Raw genomic sequence first — 18046 nt, 5'->3', positions numbered from 1 at the left:
CACATTTTCATTATTGAACGACACACCGTGAGCCGCGCAGAATTTCTGGCGTCCGATGCTGTTGATGGGCCGGGCATGCAAGGCGAAGCCGCCTCGGAGCGGGCTGAGCCGTGCGTGTTCAAGGTGCTGACGCTGAACATCCACAAGGGCTTCAGCACCTTCAACCGGCGCCTAGTCCTGCATGAGCTGCGCGATGCGGTGCGCGCGACCGATGCCGATGTCGTGTTCCTGCAGGAAGTCATTGGCGAGCATGCGCTGCATTCCTCGTTGCATCCGCGCTGGCCGCAGACCTCCCACTACGAATTTCTCGCCGACTCGACCTGGAGCGCCTACGCCTACGGCCGCAACGCGGTGTATCCGGAAGGCCATCACGGCAATGCCCTGCTGTCGAAGTATCCGATCCGGCGTTACGCCAATCACGACATCTCGGTCGCCGGACGCGAGCCGCGCGGCCTGCTGCATTGCGTGGTCTCGGCACCGAACCTGCAGGAAGAACTGCATCTGATCTGCGTGCACCTCGATCTGCATGCGCGCCAGCGACGCCGCCAGCTCGGCCTGCTGTGCGAGCTGGTCGCGCGCGAGGTTCCGGCGCGGGCGCCGCTGGTGATCGCCGGCGATTTCAACGACTGGACGCTGCATGCCCACGATCGGCTGCGCGAATGCTCGAATCTTCGCGAGATCTTCGTCGAAAGACATGGCAAGGCAGCGCGTACTTTTCCGGCGCGCTGGCCGCTGCTGCGCCTCGACCGTATCTATGTGCGCAATGTCGAGGTCCGCAGCGAGGCCGTCCTCAAGCTGAGACCCTGGTCGCACCTTTCAGACCATGCCGGTCTGCTCGCGGAGATTGCCGCATGAACGCCCCGCTGCTGTTCGGCCAGACCGGCCAGATCGGACGCACCGAACGCTACCAATGGACGACCGGCAACCGGGTTCGCCTGCTGGAGAACGGCGAGCAGTACTACCCGGCCGTCTTCAAGGCGATCCGCGAGGCCCGCGAGGAAGTGCTGCTCGAGACTTTCATCATCTTCGACGACGGCGTCGGCCGCGAGCTGAAGGACGCGTTGATCCAGGCGGCACACAATGGCGCCAGCGTGGCGATGACCGTCGATGGCTACGGCACCGCGGGCCTGCCGAGCAGCTACATCGACGAACTGGTTGCCGCCGGCGTGGATTTCCGCAGCTTCGATCCACGCCCGCCGCTGCTGGGCATGCGTACCAATGCGTTCCGCCGCCTGCACCGAAAGATCGTGGTCGTCGACAAGCGGCTTGGCTACGTGGGCGGCATCAACTACTCCGACGATCATCTGCTCGACTTCGGCGACACCTCCAAGCAGGACTATGCCGTCGAGGTCGAAGGACCGATCGTCGACGATCTGCGCGCGCTGACGATCGCCGCACTGAAGGGCCAGCGCATGCCGCGCACGCGGCGCTGGTGGCGCCGCCGCGAGCAGGAGCGCATCACCGGCGGCAACACCCACGGCAATGCCTTGCTGACCTGGCGCGACAACGATCGCCACCAGGATGACATCGAGCTGCACTATCGCCTGGCGATGCGGCAGGCGCAGCGCGAGATCATCGTGGCCAACGCCTATTTCTTTCCGGGCTTCCGCCTGCTGCGCGAGTTCACCAAGGCGGCGCGGCGCGGCGTCAAGGTCTATCTGATCCTGCAGGGCCAGCCGGACCAGCCGATCATGCGCTGGGCCGCGCAGACGCTGTACGACTACCTGATCCACTCCGGCGTTGTCATCTACGAGTACTGCCAGCGGCCGTTCCACGGCAAGGTCGCAGTGATCGACGACGACTGGTGCACGGTCGGCTCAAGCAATCTGGATCCGCTGAGCCTGTCACTGAATCTCGAGGCCAACCTGCTATTCCGCGATCCGCGGCTGACGAAGCAGTTGCGTTCGCGCCTGGAGCTGCTGATGCGCAACAGCTGCGAGCGCATCGACCGCAAGGATGTGCGCCGGCGCACACGTCCGCGCCAGGCCCTCAGCTGGATGGTGTTTCACTTCCTGCGGAATTTCCCGTCGTGGGCGGGCTGGATCCCGATGCGCCGCCAGGCCACCGTGCCGATCGCCGAGGCCAGCGAGGGCGCTTGAAGCGTCTCCGTACGCGGAACTCCGCGCTGCTCGTCGCGGCTTGGACCTATTCGTTCTTCTTGTCGTTCTTTTCCCTCTCGCCGCCGGAGTTCTTGCGCTTCGGCCGCTCGATATCGGTGCCTTCGAACTGCGACTGATAGGCCTCGACGAAGGCATTGCGCAGGATGCCCTTGATGATGCCCCAGGTCGACGTCCCGGGCGCGTCGAGGCTGCCGTCGATCTCGATGCGCGTCGCGAACTGGTCTTCCGGATGGTTGCGGAACAGCTTGGTCACGCCGTCGCTCAGCGCTTCCCAGAGAATCTGCAGAGGATTGCCGTTGCCGTTCTCGACATCCTGCTTCCAGCTGAAGATGTCCAGGTCGTGCAGCAAGGGCTTTGCGTATCCGGTCAGCCGTCGGCCGTCGGCGTCGAGCTCCATGACGAAGTCGCCATGCCCGCGGGCGATGTCGAGATTCGCATAGGCCTTGGTCAGGCTGTTGAGGCGAGTCAGCTTGATGCCGGTGACGCGCATGTCCAGACGAAAGTCGTCGAGCTTGCCGAGCGGATCGAAGCCGGCGTGGACTTCGGCGGGCGCGTCTTCCAGAACCAGGGCGCGGCCGTCCAGTGTCGCGTCGCGCCGGCCTTCTGCATCGCGCACATTGGTCAGATTGCGGATCGCCAGATCGACCTTGGTCATCCGCAGATCGACCGGTGGATTCGAGTTCAGGTTGCGGAATGCAATGACGCCATCGACGACGCGGATCTCGTTCATGCGGATCGGCAGCAATGCTTCGAGCTGCTCGCGCCAGTCGACGCCACCGCCGGCCTGGCCTTCCTTGCCGTCGCCGCCGTCGACGAAGTTCAGCTCTGGATTCTGGAACTCCACCTCCGCGACGAAGGCGCCCTTGAAGATATCCCTCCAGCTGACCGACAGATCGATCAGTGGCGCGATCAGCAGCGGAACCGGCACCTCGCCGTCGCTCTTCTCGATCTTCAGATCGTAGATCTGGTACGCGCCGCGATAGAGGCTGAGATCGACGCTCTCGAGATGGCCGTGGTAGTCGCCCATCTTGTCGAGGCGCTTGTTGAGTTCGTCGGCGACCCAGTACGGCAGCGCGATCCGCAGCCCCACCAGCGCCAGCACGACGATCGCCACTCCCAGATATATCCGCTGCCGACGTCGCATCGCGAGTCTCCGTTCTTGTCGTTGTCGTGACGTCAGCCGCAAACGACGTTCCTGTGATCTGCAGGCGCGCATTCAGCTGGCGTTCTGCCTACCCGACTGCTGGCTGAACGATGCGATGCATGGGCACGGAAGCTGCCGTTATCCCGGTGAGCCTGAGCGGATTCGCTCATGCCAGACCCATAGCAAAACGGAGAACACCACATGTCCAAGATTGCGAAATTCAGCTCACCGCTGTTCCTGGCCGCTGCCGCCACCCTGGCCTTCACGGCGCCGAACGCTTTCGCCGACACGGCGAAGGGCAGCACCTCGCGTTCGGTCGGCACGACCGTCGACGATTCGGTCATCACCGGCCAGGTCAAGTCCAAGCTGATCGGCACCGATGGCATCGACGCGCTGAAGATCGACGTCGACACCCGCAGCGGCGTCGTGCAGCTCACCGGCACGGTGAAGGACACCGCGCAGATTGCACTGGCCGAGAAGGTCGCCGGTGAAGTCAAGGGCGTCAAGATGGTCCAGAACGATCTGAAGGTCGGCACGAACTAAGGTCGCTACGCCGCCGGCACGCCAAGGCGCGCCGGCGGCGCTTTTCTGCCAATGCGTCACAGGCGTCGATCGCGAACGCCGCAGGAGGAGAGCATGCAAACCCGACAACCCACCATCGGCAAGGCCCGCAAGGATCTCGCTGCCGATGTCCGCTCGCTGGTCACTCATGCCGAGCAACTGATGCAGGCCACCGCCGCTGCTTCCGGCAGCGGCATCGAGAAGGTCCGCGACAATCTGGCGGAGAGCCTGGACGCCGCGAAGACGCGCGTCGTCGCGCTGGAGTCCGCGGCGATGGAACGTGGCCGCAGTGCTTACAAGCAGACCACGCAACTGGTCCAGGAAAATCCCTGGCAGGCTATGGCGATCGCGGCGCTGGCCGGCATCGTCTTCGCAAAGGTCACGGGTCCTTCAAGGTCTCGCAGCAGCAAGGCCAACTGATCGGCCATGTCCGTGCCGACGCCGTCGCTGTATATGCAGCGCCTGCTCAACAGCGGACTGCAATACGCACGCGTACGTCTGGAAATTCTGGAGCTTGAGCTGATCGAGGAGCGCCAGCGCATCAGCTCGATGATCACCCGCGGCATGCTGCTGTCTCTGATGATCCTGACGTCGGTGCAGTTCGCCGCCGCGCTGATCGTCGCGGCATTCTGGGATACGCCCTGGCGGCTGCACTCAATCACTCTGCTGATCCTGCTCGCCCTGCTGGGCACGGCTGCCGCCTGGTCGTCGCTGCGCAAGTTGCGCAAGGAACCGGCGCGACCGCTGTCCATGGCGCTGCGCGATATCGATCGCGTCGTCGCGCCGGAGTCCGAATGAGCGACGACGACATCATTCACGAGCGCAGCCTGCTCGATGCCCGATGCCGGCATTACGAGCAGGAGATGCGCAGCGCGGCGAGCGGCCTGCGGTCGAGCATCAAGCTGGTGCCGCAGGCCGCGCTCGGCTTGCGCCGCGCCGCGCCGGCATTGCCGCTGATCGCAGCGGTCGCCGTGGTCGGCGCGGTGGTCTGGCGGCTGCGTGCGCGCCGGGCATCGCCGGTCCTGCTCGTCGGCGGCCTGCTGTTCGATGCGCTGCGCCTGTGGACTTTGCGCCAACCGCCGCATGCCGCGCTGTCGGCGCCGGAAGCGACCGTAGCGCCGCTCAGGGGTCCGGAGAACGCTGCGGCAGTTCGACGATGAAGAGGCTGCCGCCGCCGTCGCGCGGCTCGTACCAGACGTTGCCGCCCATCTGAGCGACGTCGTGCTTGGCGATCGCCAGGCCAAGTCCGCTCGAGAAGCGATTGGCTTCATCGTTCTCGCCATCGCTGTGTCGCGCATAGCGTTGAAACAGGCGCGGCAGCAGCTCGACCGGCACGCCGCCGCTGCGATCCTTGACGATGCACAGCGAGTAGCCCGGTCGCTCCGAAGGCTTGAGTTCGACCGTGACCTGCGCGCCGGCCGGGCTGTGGCGAATCGCATTGGAGATCAGATTCTGCATGACGTTGCGCAACGCCGGCGCATCGGCCCAGGCATCCGCGGCGCCTTCGATGGCCAGCGTCACATCGCGCAGCTCGGCGCCGGCGCGCATGAAGCGCGCCGCCTCGCGGGCAACGTCGGCGAGGTCGACATGCTCGGCGCCGAACTGACGCAGACGCTGGCCACCGGTGCCGCGGGTCAGAAAGCGCTGGATGTAGTGCAGCGCTTCTTCCGCGCAGCTCTGGATTTCGCCCGCCAGTTCCGCGCGGCGTTGCTCCGATCCCGGGTTGCGATGCAGGGCCTGCGCTGCAAACAGCACGCAGGTCAGCGGATTCTTCAGATCGTGCGCGACGATGTCGATGACGTCCTCGCGCTCCTTGACGCTGTTGGCGAGCTTGTCGCGCGCGTGCTTGAGATCCATGTGCGTGCGCACGCGGACCAGCAGTTCCTCGACGACAAACGGCTTGGTGATGTAGTCGACCGCGCCGGCGGCGAACGCGGCAACCAGCGAAGCGCGATCGTTGGCGGCGGTCACGAACAGAATCGGCAGCTGCTCCATGCCGGGTAGCCGGCGCAGATCCCGGCAGGTCTGGATGCCATCCATGCCGGGCATCGCCATGTCGAGCAATACGAGGTCGGGTTGCCTGAGACGCGCCCGGGAGAGCGCCTGCTCGCCGTTGAGCGCCGGCATCACCTGATAGCCGGCCTGATCGAGCACTTCTCCGATCAGCTGCAGATTGGTGTTCTGGTCATCGACGACCAGAATCAGCGGACTCTTGTTCATGGGCGAACCGCGGGAAGGTCATGTACCGAGATGCGATCCGCCTGGGTACTTCGAAAGCGCGCCGCTGTACTTGCAACAGCGGCACGTTTCGACGGAACCGAGTGAAGCTTCTTGTGAAACTGCCGTCAGGCAATGGGCGTTCGACGATGCAGAACCAGCGAAACGACCAGGGCCACCAGGAAGACCAGGAACAGCAGCTTGGCGATGCCCGTGGCGGCGCCGGCGATGCTGGTGAAGCCAAACGCCGCGGCGACGATGGCAAGAATCAGGAACATCAAGGCGTAGTAAAGCATTTCAGTACTCCTCCAGTCGGATGGACGACTTGCGAGCATCAATTTGCGTGCCCGGAACCGTACGTTCACTGAACAGCCGCATGGCGAATCGGCCATCGATCAGTGCCGCATGGAGTCTCGGATATGAACGACCAGGCCATGCGCAATCTGCATGGCGATCCGATCGCGGACGTGCAAGTCGCGCGCACTTCCTGCACCGATCCGCATGCTGCACCCGGCCAAGGAGCGGGGCACGCTTCTTGATGAGCTGTGCCGTGCCGGCAGAACCGCCGGCACCCTTTCTATTCCTATTCGCAGGAGAAACTCATGACCAGCACAGACCAGACCGTCAGCGTGCTCAACGATTTGATTCAGACCTCGGAAGACGGCAAGCAGGGCTTTCAAGCCGCTGCGGAGAAAGCCGCCGATCCGAGCCTCAAGAGCCTGTTCCAGGCGCGTGCGCAGTCCTGCGCCGTGGCCGTCAGCGAGCTGCAGCAGATCGTCCGTTCGCTCGGCGCCGATCCGAAGGACTCCGGCACCGTCGGTGGCGCCGTCCATCGCGGCTGGGTCAAGGTGAAAGCCGCCGTCGGCGACAACAATCTCGCGGTGCTCGAGGAAGTCGAGCGTGGCGAGGATGTCGCGAAGGAAGTCTACAGCGAGGCACTGCGTGCCGACCTGCCGACCACGATCAAGGCCGTCGTCAGCAAGCAGTATGAAGGCGTCCTGCAGAACCACAGCCGTGTCCGCGATCTGCGCAATCAGTATCGCGCGAGCGCCAGCCACTAACTCCGCACGTGGGCGGCAGCCGCCAATCCACTGGAGATAAAGATGAAAACTCAGACAATTCCCGGCAAGACGCCGATCATCGCCAGCATCGGCGACTACCAGGGCCCCGGCCCGGAGATCATGGCTGCCGATACGCTCGAGGGTGATCGCGTCGTCAACATCGAAGGCGAAGATCTCGGCCGGATCCGCAACATCATGATCGACGTCGCGAACGGACGCGTTGCTTACGCGGTGCTCGCCGTCGGCGGCGTACTCGGCATCGGCGACCGCTTGTTCGCAGTGCCCTGGGGCTCGCTCGCTCTCAACGCGATCGACAAGTGTTTCGTGCTCGACTTCGACAAGGAGCATCTGAAGAACGCGCCGGGGTTCGACAAGGATCACTGGCCATCGATGGCCGATCCGCGCTTCGCCAACTCGATCTACGAGTACTACGACACGCCGCCGTACTGGAACTGAGCGCAGCCGCGGCGGGGCTGGTGATGCCCCGCCGCACGTTGCCGGATGTCCCTCGACCGGAGACGAACGATGAAGACTGCTGCCTTTCCCGCGCTGCTCGCCGCAGCGCTCACGATCGCTGGATTGAGCGCCTGCAACAAGCCCGGCGAGCGTGATGAACCGGGCGGTCTTCCGCGCGAGACGGTACCGATGTCGGTACCGCCGATGCCGGGCGATCCGCGGCCACCCCCGGAAAGCACCGTCCCGCCGGACTCGCCGGCGGCGCCGAATCCACTCAGCGGCACGCCGCCGTTGCCGATCGGCAAGGATCGCGAGCGGCCCGCGTCTTCCGACGACACCGCACAGCGCATATTGCAGGACGGCCGCCTCGTGTGATTTCACACTGAACGTGTGCGGAACGCCGCCGCACATGGGCATGGCTCTTGTTGCTGGCTTTTTGCAACAGGAGCGCAATCATGCAGGCACATCGGCAAACCACACACGAGCAGCATTGCGGTCATCGTAGCGAGCGGTCTGTGCGCCGCCATGCTTTCCAATGCCATAAGCGGCAGCCCGATGGAGACTGACATGACACAGTCTTCGACGAAGCAGCCGCAGCGTCTCGAGGATTCCCGCCGCCGCCGCCACTTCGGCCAGAGTTCCGATTCGCGGCTGCCGGGCCGGCGTCGCGACAGCACTGACAGCGCGCGCTTCGTCGTGCAGCTCCATCACACCCAGCGACGCCATTTCGATCTGCGCCTGGAAATCGGCGGCGCCTTGCGCAGCTGGGCGGTACCGCGCGGACCTTCGCTCGACGCGGACCAGAAACGCCTCGCCGTGCAGGTCGATGATCATCCGTTCGGCGATGCGGACTTCGAGGCGCAATGCGCCTCGAGCCGCGCCGGCGCGGTCGCAGTGTGGGACCAGGGCCATTGGCAGCCGGACAGCGATCCGGTTCGCGGACTCGCCGCCGGCCATCTCGGCTTCACGCTGTACGGCCACCGCTTGCATGGACGCTGGTCGCTGATGCGCACCGACATGCGCGGCGACGTGCTCAGCAAGCCGCAGTGGCTGCTGGTAAAAGCGCGGGACAGCTGGATGCGCAGCGGCGACGTCGCCGACGACCGGCCGCTGTCCGCGGTCTCCGATCTCGGCGCGGCCGACGAGGTGGATGGCGGCAGCCGCTTGCCGGGCACCGCCGATCTGCAGCTGACCCGACTCGCGATGGCGGCGCCGGAAGGCGACGAGTGGTTGCACGAGGTGAAGCTCGACGGCTATCGCCTGTTGATCCAGCGCAGCGGTGACGACGTTCGCCTGCTCTCGCGAAACGCGGTCGACTGGACGTCGCGCTTGCCGCACCTGGTCGAAGCGGTGCGCGGCCTTCGCTGCCGGTCGGTCGTGCTGGATGCCGAACTGATCGCGATCGACCGTCTCGGCCGCAGCGACTTCCAACAGCTTCAGCAGTCGATGGCGCGCGACGGCGATCCGAGCGCGACCGTCGCGCTGGCATTCGACCTGTTGTCGTTGGACAAGCGCGACCTGCGAACGCAGCCGCAGATCCGCCGCAAGCGCGAGCTGGCCCGCCTGATGGCGCGGCGCGCCTCGCCGCTGCGCGTCTCCGACTTCGTCGTTGGCGACGGTCCCGGGCGTTTCCGCGCCGCCTGCGACGACGGCCTGGAGGGAATCGTCAGCAAGCGCTGCGACGCCGGCTACCAGAGCGGACGCAGCGACGCCTGGTTGAAGATCAAGTGCGTGCCATCCGATGAGTTCGTCGTGATCGGCTACACCAGCGGCCTGGAAACGCAAGCGCCGCTCGGCTCGCTGCTGCTCGCGCGACCCAGCGGCGATCGCTGGCGCTATGCCGGCCGCATCGAGCACGTTCGCGGTGATGAATTGCTGACCGGGTTGCCGGCGCGTCTGAAGCCGCGTCGCGAGCCGCCGGCGCTGAGTCACAGTCCGGGTTTCGTGGATCCGACCGAACTGCATCCGGTCTGGGTCGCGCCGACGATGATCGTCGAGGCGCAGTATCGCGGCATTGCCGGCGACGGCCTGCTGCGGGCCGCGACACTCAAGACGATCCGCGACGACAAGAACCTCGACGATCTGCAGCCGGTCGACGATGCGCCCGCCGCCGACACCGCATCGCGGGGCGACCAGCAGATGACGCCGCTGCTGACCGATCCGGACCGGCTGCTGTTTGCCGAGCCGCCGATCAGCAAACGGCAGCTGGCCGATTTCTACGGCGGCATCGCGCAGTACCTGATGCCGGGGCTGCGCAATCGCCCGCTGTCCTTGCTGCGCTGCCCCGAGGGCATCGCCGGCAGCTGCTTCTTAGAGCGCCACCTGAGCCACGGATTTCCACGCTCGGTTCACGAGACGCGGATTGCCGGCCGTCACGGCCGCAGCATGAAGGTGTTCTATGTCGACGATGTCGATGGCCTGATCGGCCTGGTGCAGATGGACGCGGTGGAGATTCACAGCTGGGGTGCGAGCCTCAACGACATCGAGCATCCGGACCAGTTGATCTTCGATCTCGATCCCGGAGCGGATGTTGCCTGGGCCCGCGTCGTCGCGGCGGCGCGCGAGATTCGCGAGCGCCTGCAGGCAAGCGGGCTGCAATCCTTCGTGCGTACCTCGGGCGGCAAGGGCCTGCAGCTGTTCGTGCCGTTGCGTCCGCAGGCCGATTGGCAGACGGCCAAGACCTTCGCGCGCAAGCTGGCACGCGGCCTGGCGACGGAGCAGCCGCGCCTGTACACGGATCTCGCCGGCGAGCGGAATCGCAAGGGCCGCATCTTCATCGACCACCTGCGCAACAGCCGCGGCGCGTCGAGCATCGCCAGCTATTCCCTGCGCGCACGCAGCGGCGCGGCGGTGGCCACGCCACTGCGATGGTCGGAGCTGGGCCGCCTGCGATCGGCGGCGCAGTACAACTACGGCAACCTGCCGGCCCGCCTCGCGGGTCTTCGCGAAGACCCCTGGGGAAACTACCTGCAGATCAAACAGACCTTACCGGAGCCCGCCCTTGAAACGAAAAACTAAGACCCGCGCCACGGACTCCGCCGATGACAGCGCACTCGACGACACGCGCGCGCCCGGACGGCCGATCTGGACCGGTGCCATTTCCTTCGGCCTGCTCAACATTCCGGTCCAGCTGATGTCCGCCGAACGCCACGTCGATCTGCATTTCCACATGCTCGACCGTCGCGACGAGAACCGCGTGCGTTACGAGCGGGTCAATGCCGAGACCGGCAAGGAAGTGCCTTGGAAGGAAGTCGTCAAGGCCTTCGAGTACAGCAAGGGCAACTACGTCGTGCTGAAGGACGAAGACCTCGGCGCCGCTGCACCGCGCAGCAAGGAGTCGGTGGACATCGAAGCGTTCATCGACAGCGCCGACGTCAGCCTGCGCTACTACGAGAAGCCCTATTTCCTGGTGCCGGGACGCAAGGCCGAGAAAGGCTATGTCCTGCTGCGGGAAACCTTGCGCGAGAACAACAAGGCCGGTCTGGCGCGCGTCGTCATCCGCACCCGCGAATACCTCGCGCTGGTCGCGGTCGAAGGCCAGGCGCTGGTGCTGTTCCTGCTGCGCTATCCGCAGGAACTGATCAGCGAGAAGGAGTACAAGCTGCCGCAAGGCAGCCTGCGCGACTTCCGCATTGCGCCGCGCGAACTCGAGATGGCGAAGCAGCTGGTGTCGTCGATGCAGGCGGACTGGAACCCGAAGAACTACCAGGATGAGTTCCGCGAACGCCTGACGAAGGTCATCAAGAGCCGGATCAGGAAGGGCCGCAAGCCCGCCAGGTCGAAGAAGGCGGAAGCGCCGGCGCAAGCCCCTGCCGCCGGCAAGGTGGTCGACTTCATGGCCTTGCTGAAGAAGAGCATTGCGGAGAATCGCCGTACGCCGGCGGCCGCTGAGCCGCGCAAGGCCAGGGCCAAATCGACGGCGAAGCCCAGGACGGCCCGCAAGACAACGAAGACCGCCGCGGGCAAGCGGGCGACGGCCAGCCGTTCCCGCAAGGCGGCCTGAGCTTTGCTCTAGGCAGTCTCGCTGCGGCTGCGGCGGCGCAGGGAGTGATCGTCGAGCATGTCTTCGATGTAGAGCATGCGCGCGCCGAGCAGCACGACGGCGAGCACTGGCGTCGCCAGGATGACGCCGACCATGCCGAACAACGCACCCATGATGGTCTGCGAGAGAATCGTCAGCGCCGGCGGCAGATGGCTGATCCGCCGTTGCAGCATCGGCGTGAGGATGTTGCCCTCGATCATCTGGATGGCGCCGAACATCATCGCCACCCAGACCGCGGTCTGCGGCCCGACGCCTAGGGCGACAACCAGCGCCGGGGCGGCGCCGACGAAGGGACCGACGTAGGGAACGAAGTTGGTCAATCCGGCAATCAATGCCAGTAGCGGCGCGAGCGGCACGCCGAGCAATGCAAGACCGATGTAGGTCACGACGGCGATCACCAGCATCGCGATGCCCTGCCCGTACAGCCACAGCCGCAAGGTGTTTGCGCATTCCCTGAGGAATTGCCGGCCGCGCAGACGCCTCGGCTTCGGCAGCAGGCGGACGAAGCCGCGCACATAGGTTCCGGGCGAAGCCGCGAAGTAGAACGCAGTGACGATCGCAATCATGACGCTGGCGACGGCGCCGAACAGCGTCATCAGGGCGATGCCCAGGTTGCTGGCGATGCGCTGGCCGTTCTCGGCGAGGTTCTCCGCCGACGCACCGTCGACGACGGGCCGCAGCCAGCTGAACTGTTTCATCCAGTCGCGCGTCGTCTCGAAGGCCTGGATCGACTGCGTCCATAGCTGGTTGCCCTGCTCCGCCAGCGGCGGCCCGCTGTAGCGAACGCCGGCGACGATCGACAGCACAAGAATCACGCTGACCAGCACGAGACTGGTTTCCGCCGACCAGCGGCTGTTCCTCGAGATCGCCTCGCTGACGCCGCGCAGCGCCACCGCCAGCAGCGCCGCGCCGAAGATCAGCAGGAAGACATCCCCCAGCAGCCAGAGGAAGAAGAAGATGACCGCGGCGCAGAACGTCCGCCTCAGCAGGCGGACCAGATCGGGTGAGCGGGCCGCGGTGGCCAGCTGTGTCGCGAGGCTCGTCGCAGCGGCGGATGTCATCGGTGAGTCCGGCGAATGGTCGTTAACGCCGAAGGAGCAATCAGGATGCCCAGCCGCAGGTATGCCTCTTGCGCTGATCGGGGCGAGCACCTTGCGGCGTCTGCCTGGGCGTCAGGTTCGGCAATCTGCAAGGAGTGGGTCCATCGCACTGCAAGCTGAGACCTTCGACGCACTTTTCACCTCGAACACATCCAAGGAGTCGATCAATGGCCAAGGTTCTGATTCTCTACTACAGCATGCACGGGCATGTTGAACGCATGGCAAAGGCCGTCGCCGCCGGCGCGGCCGAGACCGGCAGCGACGTGGACATCAAGCGCGTTCCCGAAATCGTCGACGACGAGACCTTGCAGAAGCTCGGCGCCGTGCGCGATGCCGGCATCGAGGATGCGCGCGTCGACGATCTGCCGAACTACGACGCGATCGTGTTCGGCGCGCCGACGCGCTACGGCAACGTCTGCGCGCAGATGCGCGCCTTCATCGACCGCACCGGCAAGCTGTGGCAGAGCGGCGCGCTGGTCGGCAAGGTCGGCAGCGCATTCACCGCCTCGGCGACCCAGCATGGCGGCCAGGAAAGCACGCTGCTCACTTTGTTCCCGACACTGATGCATCTGGGCATGGTCATCGTCGGCCTGCCGTACAGCTGCACCGAGCAGATGGGCCTCGACGAGATCAAGGGCGGCAGCCCCTACGGCGCGTCGACGATCGCCGGCGCCGACGGCAAGCGCATGCCGAGCGACCAGGAACTGGCGATGGCGAATTTCCAGGGCCGCCACGTCGCCACGATCGCCGAGCGGATGCGGACGGCGACCCTGGCGACGGCCTGACGGCGGGCGATTGGCGCCCGATCCCGATCAGCGCTTCAGTAGCGCGATTTGTCGAGGGCTTCGCGGATCGCTTCGTTAGGGTCCACGCCATCGCGCGACGGTTTGCCGCCGGCGGACCGCGCTTGATCCATCTTGTTCTGATTGGCGTCGAGACGGCGCTCCAGTTCGATCTTCCGCGCGCCCGGTCCCAGATCCTGCTTTTCCGAATCCTGTCTGCGAGACATGTGAGTCCTCCTGTGAACGGATGTTTGCGCCGGCTTCATGGAGATCAGCACCGGCACCATTGATTTGGACGCAATCGGCGCGCCGCGGTTCGCCGCGGACCCGGCGTTTTCAGGCACGCCATATGCAGCCTCGCAGCGCCACACCGGCCATCTCGCGAACCCAGATTCGCAACAACAAGCTTCAGACAACAATCCCCCAGGAGGCATCCCCATGAAACACCGACATACGCAGGCCCGCGCCGTACGAGAGCCCCGCAATTCGCACCAGCGCAGCCTGCAGATCGTGCTTGCTGCACTGCTCGCTTCGCCGCTGATTGCCCATGCGCAGGATCTCCGACCGAAACCCGGCCTCTATCTCGGCGGCGGCATCGGCTACAGCCGCATCGAGAGCGAAGATATTCCGAACAGCGATGACGACCTGTCGGACAGCCAGGTCGCCTACAAGGGCATTGCCGGCATCCGGCTCGGGCCGATGCTCGCGATCGAAGGCCAGTACATCGATTTCGGCACCGCCGAGGACGGCGACAACCGCATCGACGCCAGCGGCTGGACGGCCGACGCCGTCGTCACGCTGCCGCTGACCGAGCGGATCAATCCCTACGGCAAGATCGGCGCGCTGTTCTGGGAAGCGGATGGTCGCAGCCAGGGTGTCTCTCCGCCGATCAGGGCCAACGAAGACGGCACCGACCTGACCTATGGCGTCGGCGTCAACATCGGCATCACCGAGATGATCGCGTTCCGTGCCGAGTACGAACGCTTTGCGCTCGAGGACACCGATGTCGATCTGGGTTCCGCCAACATCGCCTTCAGCTTCTGAAGAAGCCGCCCCGCAGCCCACTGCCCGTCGCGGCAGTGGGCTCATCGTTCAAGAGAATTCCCCATGCGTTCTTCCACCGCACCCATCAATCTCTCGATCTTCAGCGATCAGGATTCGTTCCAGGAGTTGTGGCGCAAGGCCAACTGGCAAGGCGACGATGTGGAGATGCAGCGCGATCACCATGCGATGCAGAAGCTGCTGCAGCTCAGCCAGGGCGCGGCGACGATCGCGGAGATACGTCCGGCGCTCGACGTCATGATCGAGCTGTTCAAGGTCCACGCCCAGATCGAGCACCAGCTGCTCGGCTCACGCCTGCCGGCGCACTCGATCGACTATGCGCTGACGTTGATCGAGCAGCTGGAGGAGACCAGCGAGGACGATCCGCTCTACACCATCCGCGCCGCCAATGTCCTGCATCAGCTGTCGTTGCTGATGGCGCTCGAGGAGGATCTCTACGACGAGATGGATCGCTCCTTCAAGACGGCGATCCTCAGCGGACCGCTGCTGCAGCAACGCGAACGCCTGCTGCAGGACGCCGACATCCTGATCAAGTCTCCGCTGCTGGCTCAGGCGCGCTATACGCGCCTGAGCTAGGCAATCAGAACGTGGCCTCGACACGGAACAGCATGCCGGCGTCATAACGTCCGCGGCTGTCCGCCGACAGGTCGCTGTCGCTGAGCGGCCAGGCATACGAAACGCTGGCATCGAGGATCTTGCGCCAGTTGGCGCTGAGCTCGACACCGGCGTCGCTCAGATCAACCCGCTGCTCGTCCGGAAACTCCTCGGTCGCGACGAATTCGGTGGTACCCGCCTCGGCGAAGAGGCGCGGTGTCAGATCGATGCCGGCCACGGAAAATGACTTGTACTCGAGTTCGACCAGGCCAATCATGCCGCGGTCGCCGACGGCGACGCCCGGCAGGTAGGCCTGCACGGCGTCGCTGCCGCCGAGCAGCCACTGGCTCTGCTCCGGCAGGCTGTCCGAGCTGAACTGGGCAACCGCGGCCACGCCGACGAACAGCTGATCGGCCACTTCGATCTTGAAATGCCCGCGCGGCCGGTACAGGAAGTAGTCCAGCGCCGCGCCGGATTCGCCCTGCTCTCCGCGCAGGCCCTGCCGCAGCTCGATGCCCAGCAACACATCCCAGGAACGGTCGCTCCACAAGCCGTCGTGCGTGTAGTCGAGGCCGGCCTGCACGGACGGGTACTGCTCGTCCTGCAAGGTGACGATGTCCTCGAACGCCGAGCGGCGCTTGCTTGTGTAGTCGACGCTCAGGTCGAGCACCCAGCGGCTGCTGATCGTGGCGACGATCGGATACGACCAGGCAATCTGGTACTCCTCCAGATCGCCGTCGATTCTCTGATTGCCGGCCGGCTGCTTGTAATCGACGAGATGCGCGGACAGGCCGAACAGGCCGTAGGGGCTGACGCGGCTCCATGACAGCGAGCCTTCGTAATATTCGTCCGCCGCGTCTTCGTCGCGAGTCGGCGCGAGGGTCAGCATGAGGTCGGCGCTGTCGCCGTAGTCGGTGGTCTTGCGCGCGCCGAGGTCGAGAAGATTGCGGCCGACGAAGCGATTGCCGAAGTTGGAATAGCGCGCCGACAACTCATAGGACTTCTGCTCGCTTTCCAGCAGATCGACCTGCAGCTGCTGGCCGCCGTCCACCGCCGCGAGGCGGCTGATGGCGGGCGCTCCGGCGCGCTCGGCGTGCAGGGCGGCGAGCACGCGGCGCGGCTCGAAGTCGCGGTCGCGCAGCGGCTCGCCCAGCGGAAGGTCGTCGAAGTAGGGCTGCAGCGGCGCGCTGATTTCGACGCTGCTGAGCTTCGGCACTTCAACGACGATGAAGACATCGTCGCCGTTTCTCGCGTAGCGCAGGCGCGCACCGAGATAACCGGCGTCGTAATGCGCCTGTGCCAGCGCGCGAACCGCATTCGAGAGTGTGTCCGCCTCAGCGACCAGCGCACGCGCCTCGTCGACATCGATCAGCTGCGGCCCCAGCAGATACAGCTTGTAGGACTCGTACTGGATCGGAATCGCACGTTGTCCGTTCTCGGCCATCGAGAGTTCGGCCGCTTCGGGCGGCGACGGGGGCGGCAGCGCAACACTCATTTCGAGACTCCTGGAGCCGGCTAGGGCGGATTGCATGAAGCATTGAGGGCGTCTTGCAAGCGGCAGTGCCGACAACGCTGCAAGAGCTCGTTTATTTCGTCGCGAGCGCAGAGAGCACGCGGCGTGCCCGGAATCGGCCTGAATAACCGTCTTCAACATTAATGTTTGAGTTAACGATGAATTCATTGCCTGTCGGCGAAGCTGGACGTCCATTTAGAGCAGGAGAACATTAATGAACAATCGTCCGATCATGACGCTCGTTGCACTGAGTATCGCCACCGCTTTCAGCGCCGCACATGCTGAATCCCGCACCCAGGCGCGGGCCATTGGCGACGGTGCCCTCCGTGGCGCGCTGACGCAGACCTTGTCGTCATCCGGCAATACGAGCAGCGAACTGCGCAATCGCAGCGAACGCGACGCGTCGCGCAACGAAAGCACGCTGCGTGAGCGCATCGCCGATCGCCGTGAGCAGCGTCTCTCCGACCGCGACGACGACCGCAGCAATGCGCTCGCCGGCCTTGAGGACACCGAAGACGGTGGTCGCGAGCTGACGCTGGGCCGCCTCAAGGTCGCCGTCGAGTCCGATGCCAACCGCAAGGGCGAAGACGATGACGACCAGCCCGCCGCGGCTTCGAGCAAGCTCACCGTGAGCACGATCCCGGCGGAAGGCGAGGACAGCGACGTCAAGGGCAGCAGCCTGTCGACCGGCCTGGCGCTGAAGGGCCCGGCGCCGGACAAGGGCGATGGTCCGTTCGACGACTCCGACGATGAAGGTCGCGACGTCGGCGGCAGCGCCGAGACGATGCTGAAGGTGTCCACGCCCAAGCGCGAGGACAACACCGAGACCAATACTTATGGCAGCAACATGAAGATCGGTCTCAACGGCGTCGCCACCACGCCGCAGTCGGATGACAACAACTAGTCATGCCGCTGTGAGCAACCGACGAAGAGCCCGCACTGCGGGCTCTTCTTTTTTCCCGCGGCGATTTCACCAGCCGGGAACAAAACCTGCGAAGCAGATCAGTCCCAACGAAGGAGAAACCACATGTCACGACTATCCCCATTCAGCAAGGCCAGCAATGGACTGGCCACCGATTTCCGCGCACTGGCCGGCCATGCCGAGGATCTGATCAAAGCCACCGCCGACATCACGACCGGCAAGGTCAAGACCGCCCGCGAACAGCTCGATGTCAGCCTCGGCGAAGCCCAGCGCCGGCTTGAAGCCGCGCAGGAACAGTCGGTGGATCTGGCGACCACGGCAGTCAACCGCTCGGTCGAGTACGCGCGGGAACGTCCGTATCAGACCGCGGCGATCGCCACGACGCTGCTGGCTCTGGTGGTGGCCGGCTTCTGGTTCAGTCGCAAGGAGTAGCAGGCCTGGCGACAAGGCCTGGCAACAGGCCGCTGACGCC

At 65.1% G+C, this 18046-nt stretch carries 22 protein-coding genes; 16 read left to right on the top strand and 6 right to left on the bottom strand.

Translation table 11 applies throughout. The features are described 5' to 3' along the window. Positions 1–75: 75 nt before the first annotated feature. Positions 76–855, top strand: coding sequence for an endonuclease/exonuclease/phosphatase family protein (locus tag AC3WUF_RS15710; RefSeq protein WP_492427279.1), 780 nt, complete (start codon positions 76–78; stop codon positions 853–855). Beyond that, on the top strand, positions 852–2099 hold the full coding sequence (gene clsB, locus AC3WUF_RS15705) for a cardiolipin synthase ClsB (RefSeq protein ID WP_492427277.1): 1248 nt from the start codon (positions 852–854) through the stop codon (positions 2097–2099). Before AC3WUF_RS15710 ends, clsB begins: the two co-directional genes overlap by 4 nt. A gap of 46 nt (positions 2100–2145) precedes the next feature. On the opposite strand, the gene AC3WUF_RS15700 is transcribed toward clsB, so the two are convergent. Further along, a complete protein-coding gene (locus AC3WUF_RS15700; protein WP_492427275.1) occupies positions 2146–3264 on the bottom strand; it encodes an AsmA family protein in 1119 nt (372 codons plus the stop codon). Between the two features lie 201 nt (positions 3265–3465). Here AC3WUF_RS15700 and AC3WUF_RS15695 point away from each other — a divergent pair, with 201 nt between their 5' ends. The 4 genes from AC3WUF_RS15695 to AC3WUF_RS15680 all read left to right on the top strand — a co-directional run bounded on the left by AC3WUF_RS15695 (position 3466) and on the right by AC3WUF_RS15680 (position 4985). Beyond that, the gene (locus AC3WUF_RS15695) at positions 3466–3807 is read left to right on the top strand and encodes a BON domain-containing protein (protein ID WP_492427273.1); all 342 of its coding nucleotides are present in this window, start codon (positions 3466–3468) and stop codon (positions 3805–3807) included. 93 nt (positions 3808–3900) lie between these two features. Continuing rightward, entirely contained in the window at positions 3901–4245 is a 345-nt protein-coding gene (locus tag AC3WUF_RS15690) for an ElaB/YgaM/YqjD family protein (RefSeq protein WP_492427271.1), read from the top strand. Positions 4246–4251: 6 nt separating this feature from the next. Next, a complete protein-coding gene (locus AC3WUF_RS15685; protein WP_492427269.1) occupies positions 4252–4623 on the top strand; it encodes a phage holin family protein in 372 nt (123 codons plus the stop codon). Continuing rightward, complete coding sequence (locus tag AC3WUF_RS15680) at positions 4620–4985, top strand: hypothetical protein (RefSeq protein WP_492427267.1); 366 nt, start codon at positions 4620–4622, stop codon at positions 4983–4985. Before AC3WUF_RS15685 ends, AC3WUF_RS15680 begins: the two co-directional genes overlap by 4 nt. On the opposite strand, the gene AC3WUF_RS15675 is transcribed toward AC3WUF_RS15680, so the two are convergent. Further along, the gene (locus AC3WUF_RS15675; protein WP_492427265.1) at positions 4948–6045 is read right to left on the bottom strand and encodes a hybrid sensor histidine kinase/response regulator; all 1098 of its coding nucleotides are present in this window, start codon (positions 6043–6045) and stop codon (positions 4948–4950) included. The genes AC3WUF_RS15680 and AC3WUF_RS15675 overlap by 38 nt on opposite strands. A gap of 125 nt (positions 6046–6170) precedes the next feature. After that, positions 6171–6338, bottom strand: a complete 168-nt coding sequence (locus AC3WUF_RS15670) for a DUF1328 domain-containing protein (RefSeq protein WP_492427263.1) — start codon at positions 6336–6338, stop codon at positions 6171–6173. 306 nt (positions 6339–6644) lie between these two features. Here AC3WUF_RS15670 and AC3WUF_RS15665 point away from each other — a divergent pair, with 306 nt between their 5' ends. From AC3WUF_RS15665 to ku, 5 genes are all read left to right on the top strand, one after another. Beyond that, on the top strand, positions 6645–7103 hold the full coding sequence (locus tag AC3WUF_RS15665) for a PA2169 family four-helix-bundle protein (protein ID WP_492427261.1): 459 nt from the start codon (positions 6645–6647) through the stop codon (positions 7101–7103). 42 nt (positions 7104–7145) lie between these two features. Further along, on the top strand, positions 7146–7559 hold the full coding sequence (locus tag AC3WUF_RS15660; RefSeq protein WP_492427259.1) for a PRC-barrel domain-containing protein: 414 nt from the start codon (positions 7146–7148) through the stop codon (positions 7557–7559). A 69-nt stretch (positions 7560–7628) separates the two neighbouring features. Beyond that, the gene (locus AC3WUF_RS15655; RefSeq protein ID WP_492427257.1) at positions 7629–7934 is read left to right on the top strand and encodes a hypothetical protein; all 306 of its coding nucleotides are present in this window, start codon (positions 7629–7631) and stop codon (positions 7932–7934) included. A gap of 192 nt (positions 7935–8126) precedes the next feature. Next, entirely contained in the window at positions 8127–10577 is a 2451-nt protein-coding gene (gene ligD / locus AC3WUF_RS15650) for a DNA ligase D (RefSeq protein ID WP_492427255.1), read from the top strand. 64 nt (positions 10578–10641) lie between these two features. Further along, positions 10642–11562, top strand: a complete 921-nt coding sequence (gene ku, locus AC3WUF_RS15645) for a non-homologous end joining protein Ku (protein WP_492428409.1) — start codon at positions 10642–10644, stop codon at positions 11560–11562. Positions 11563–11570: 8 nt separating this feature from the next. On the opposite strand, the gene AC3WUF_RS15640 is transcribed toward ku, so the two are convergent. Beyond that, the gene (locus AC3WUF_RS15640; protein WP_492427253.1) at positions 11571–12662 is read right to left on the bottom strand and encodes an AI-2E family transporter; all 1092 of its coding nucleotides are present in this window, start codon (positions 12660–12662) and stop codon (positions 11571–11573) included. Between the two features lie 206 nt (positions 12663–12868). Between AC3WUF_RS15640 and wrbA the strand changes: the two genes are divergently transcribed. Then, on the top strand, positions 12869–13486 hold the full coding sequence (gene wrbA / locus AC3WUF_RS15635; protein ID WP_492427251.1) for an NAD(P)H:quinone oxidoreductase: 618 nt from the start codon (positions 12869–12871) through the stop codon (positions 13484–13486). Between the two features lie 35 nt (positions 13487–13521). Here the strand turns inward: wrbA and AC3WUF_RS15630 are convergent, their stop codons facing one another. Further along, on the bottom strand, positions 13522–13710 hold the full coding sequence (locus tag AC3WUF_RS15630) for a hypothetical protein (RefSeq protein ID WP_492427249.1): 189 nt from the start codon (positions 13708–13710) through the stop codon (positions 13522–13524). Positions 13711–13921: 211 nt separating this feature from the next. Here AC3WUF_RS15630 and AC3WUF_RS15625 point away from each other — a divergent pair, with 211 nt between their 5' ends. Beyond that, entirely contained in the window at positions 13922–14527 is a 606-nt protein-coding gene (locus AC3WUF_RS15625; protein WP_492427247.1) for a porin family protein, read from the top strand. Positions 14528–14590: 63 nt separating this feature from the next. Further along, positions 14591–15121: a hypothetical protein gene (locus tag AC3WUF_RS15620; RefSeq protein ID WP_492427245.1), complete on the top strand. Its 531-nt coding sequence runs from the start codon at positions 14591–14593 to the stop codon at positions 15119–15121. Between the two features lie 4 nt (positions 15122–15125). Here AC3WUF_RS15620 and AC3WUF_RS15615 read toward each other — a convergent pair whose 3' ends face one another. Then, positions 15126–16634 carry a ShlB/FhaC/HecB family hemolysin secretion/activation protein gene (locus AC3WUF_RS15615; protein ID WP_492427243.1) on the bottom strand — a complete coding sequence of 503 codons (1509 nt, stop codon included), beginning with the start codon at positions 16632–16634 and terminating at the stop codon, positions 15126–15128. A 232-nt stretch (positions 16635–16866) separates the two neighbouring features. On the opposite strand from AC3WUF_RS15615, the gene AC3WUF_RS15610 reads away from it, so the two are divergent. Both AC3WUF_RS15610 and AC3WUF_RS15605 read left to right on the top strand, forming a co-directional pair. Next, positions 16867–17556, top strand: a complete 690-nt coding sequence (locus AC3WUF_RS15610; protein ID WP_492427241.1) for a hypothetical protein — start codon at positions 16867–16869, stop codon at positions 17554–17556. Between the two features lie 123 nt (positions 17557–17679). Beyond that, the gene (locus AC3WUF_RS15605) at positions 17680–18006 is read left to right on the top strand and encodes an ElaB/YgaM/YqjD family protein (protein ID WP_492427239.1); all 327 of its coding nucleotides are present in this window, start codon (positions 17680–17682) and stop codon (positions 18004–18006) included. The last annotated feature ends 40 nt before the right edge of the window (positions 18007–18046 follow it).

The organism is Fontimonas sp. FW305-C-3, from assembly GCF_058783185.1.
Note: the sequence above shows the minus strand (reverse complement) of the source record. Positions and strands in the feature narration are given on the sequence as shown.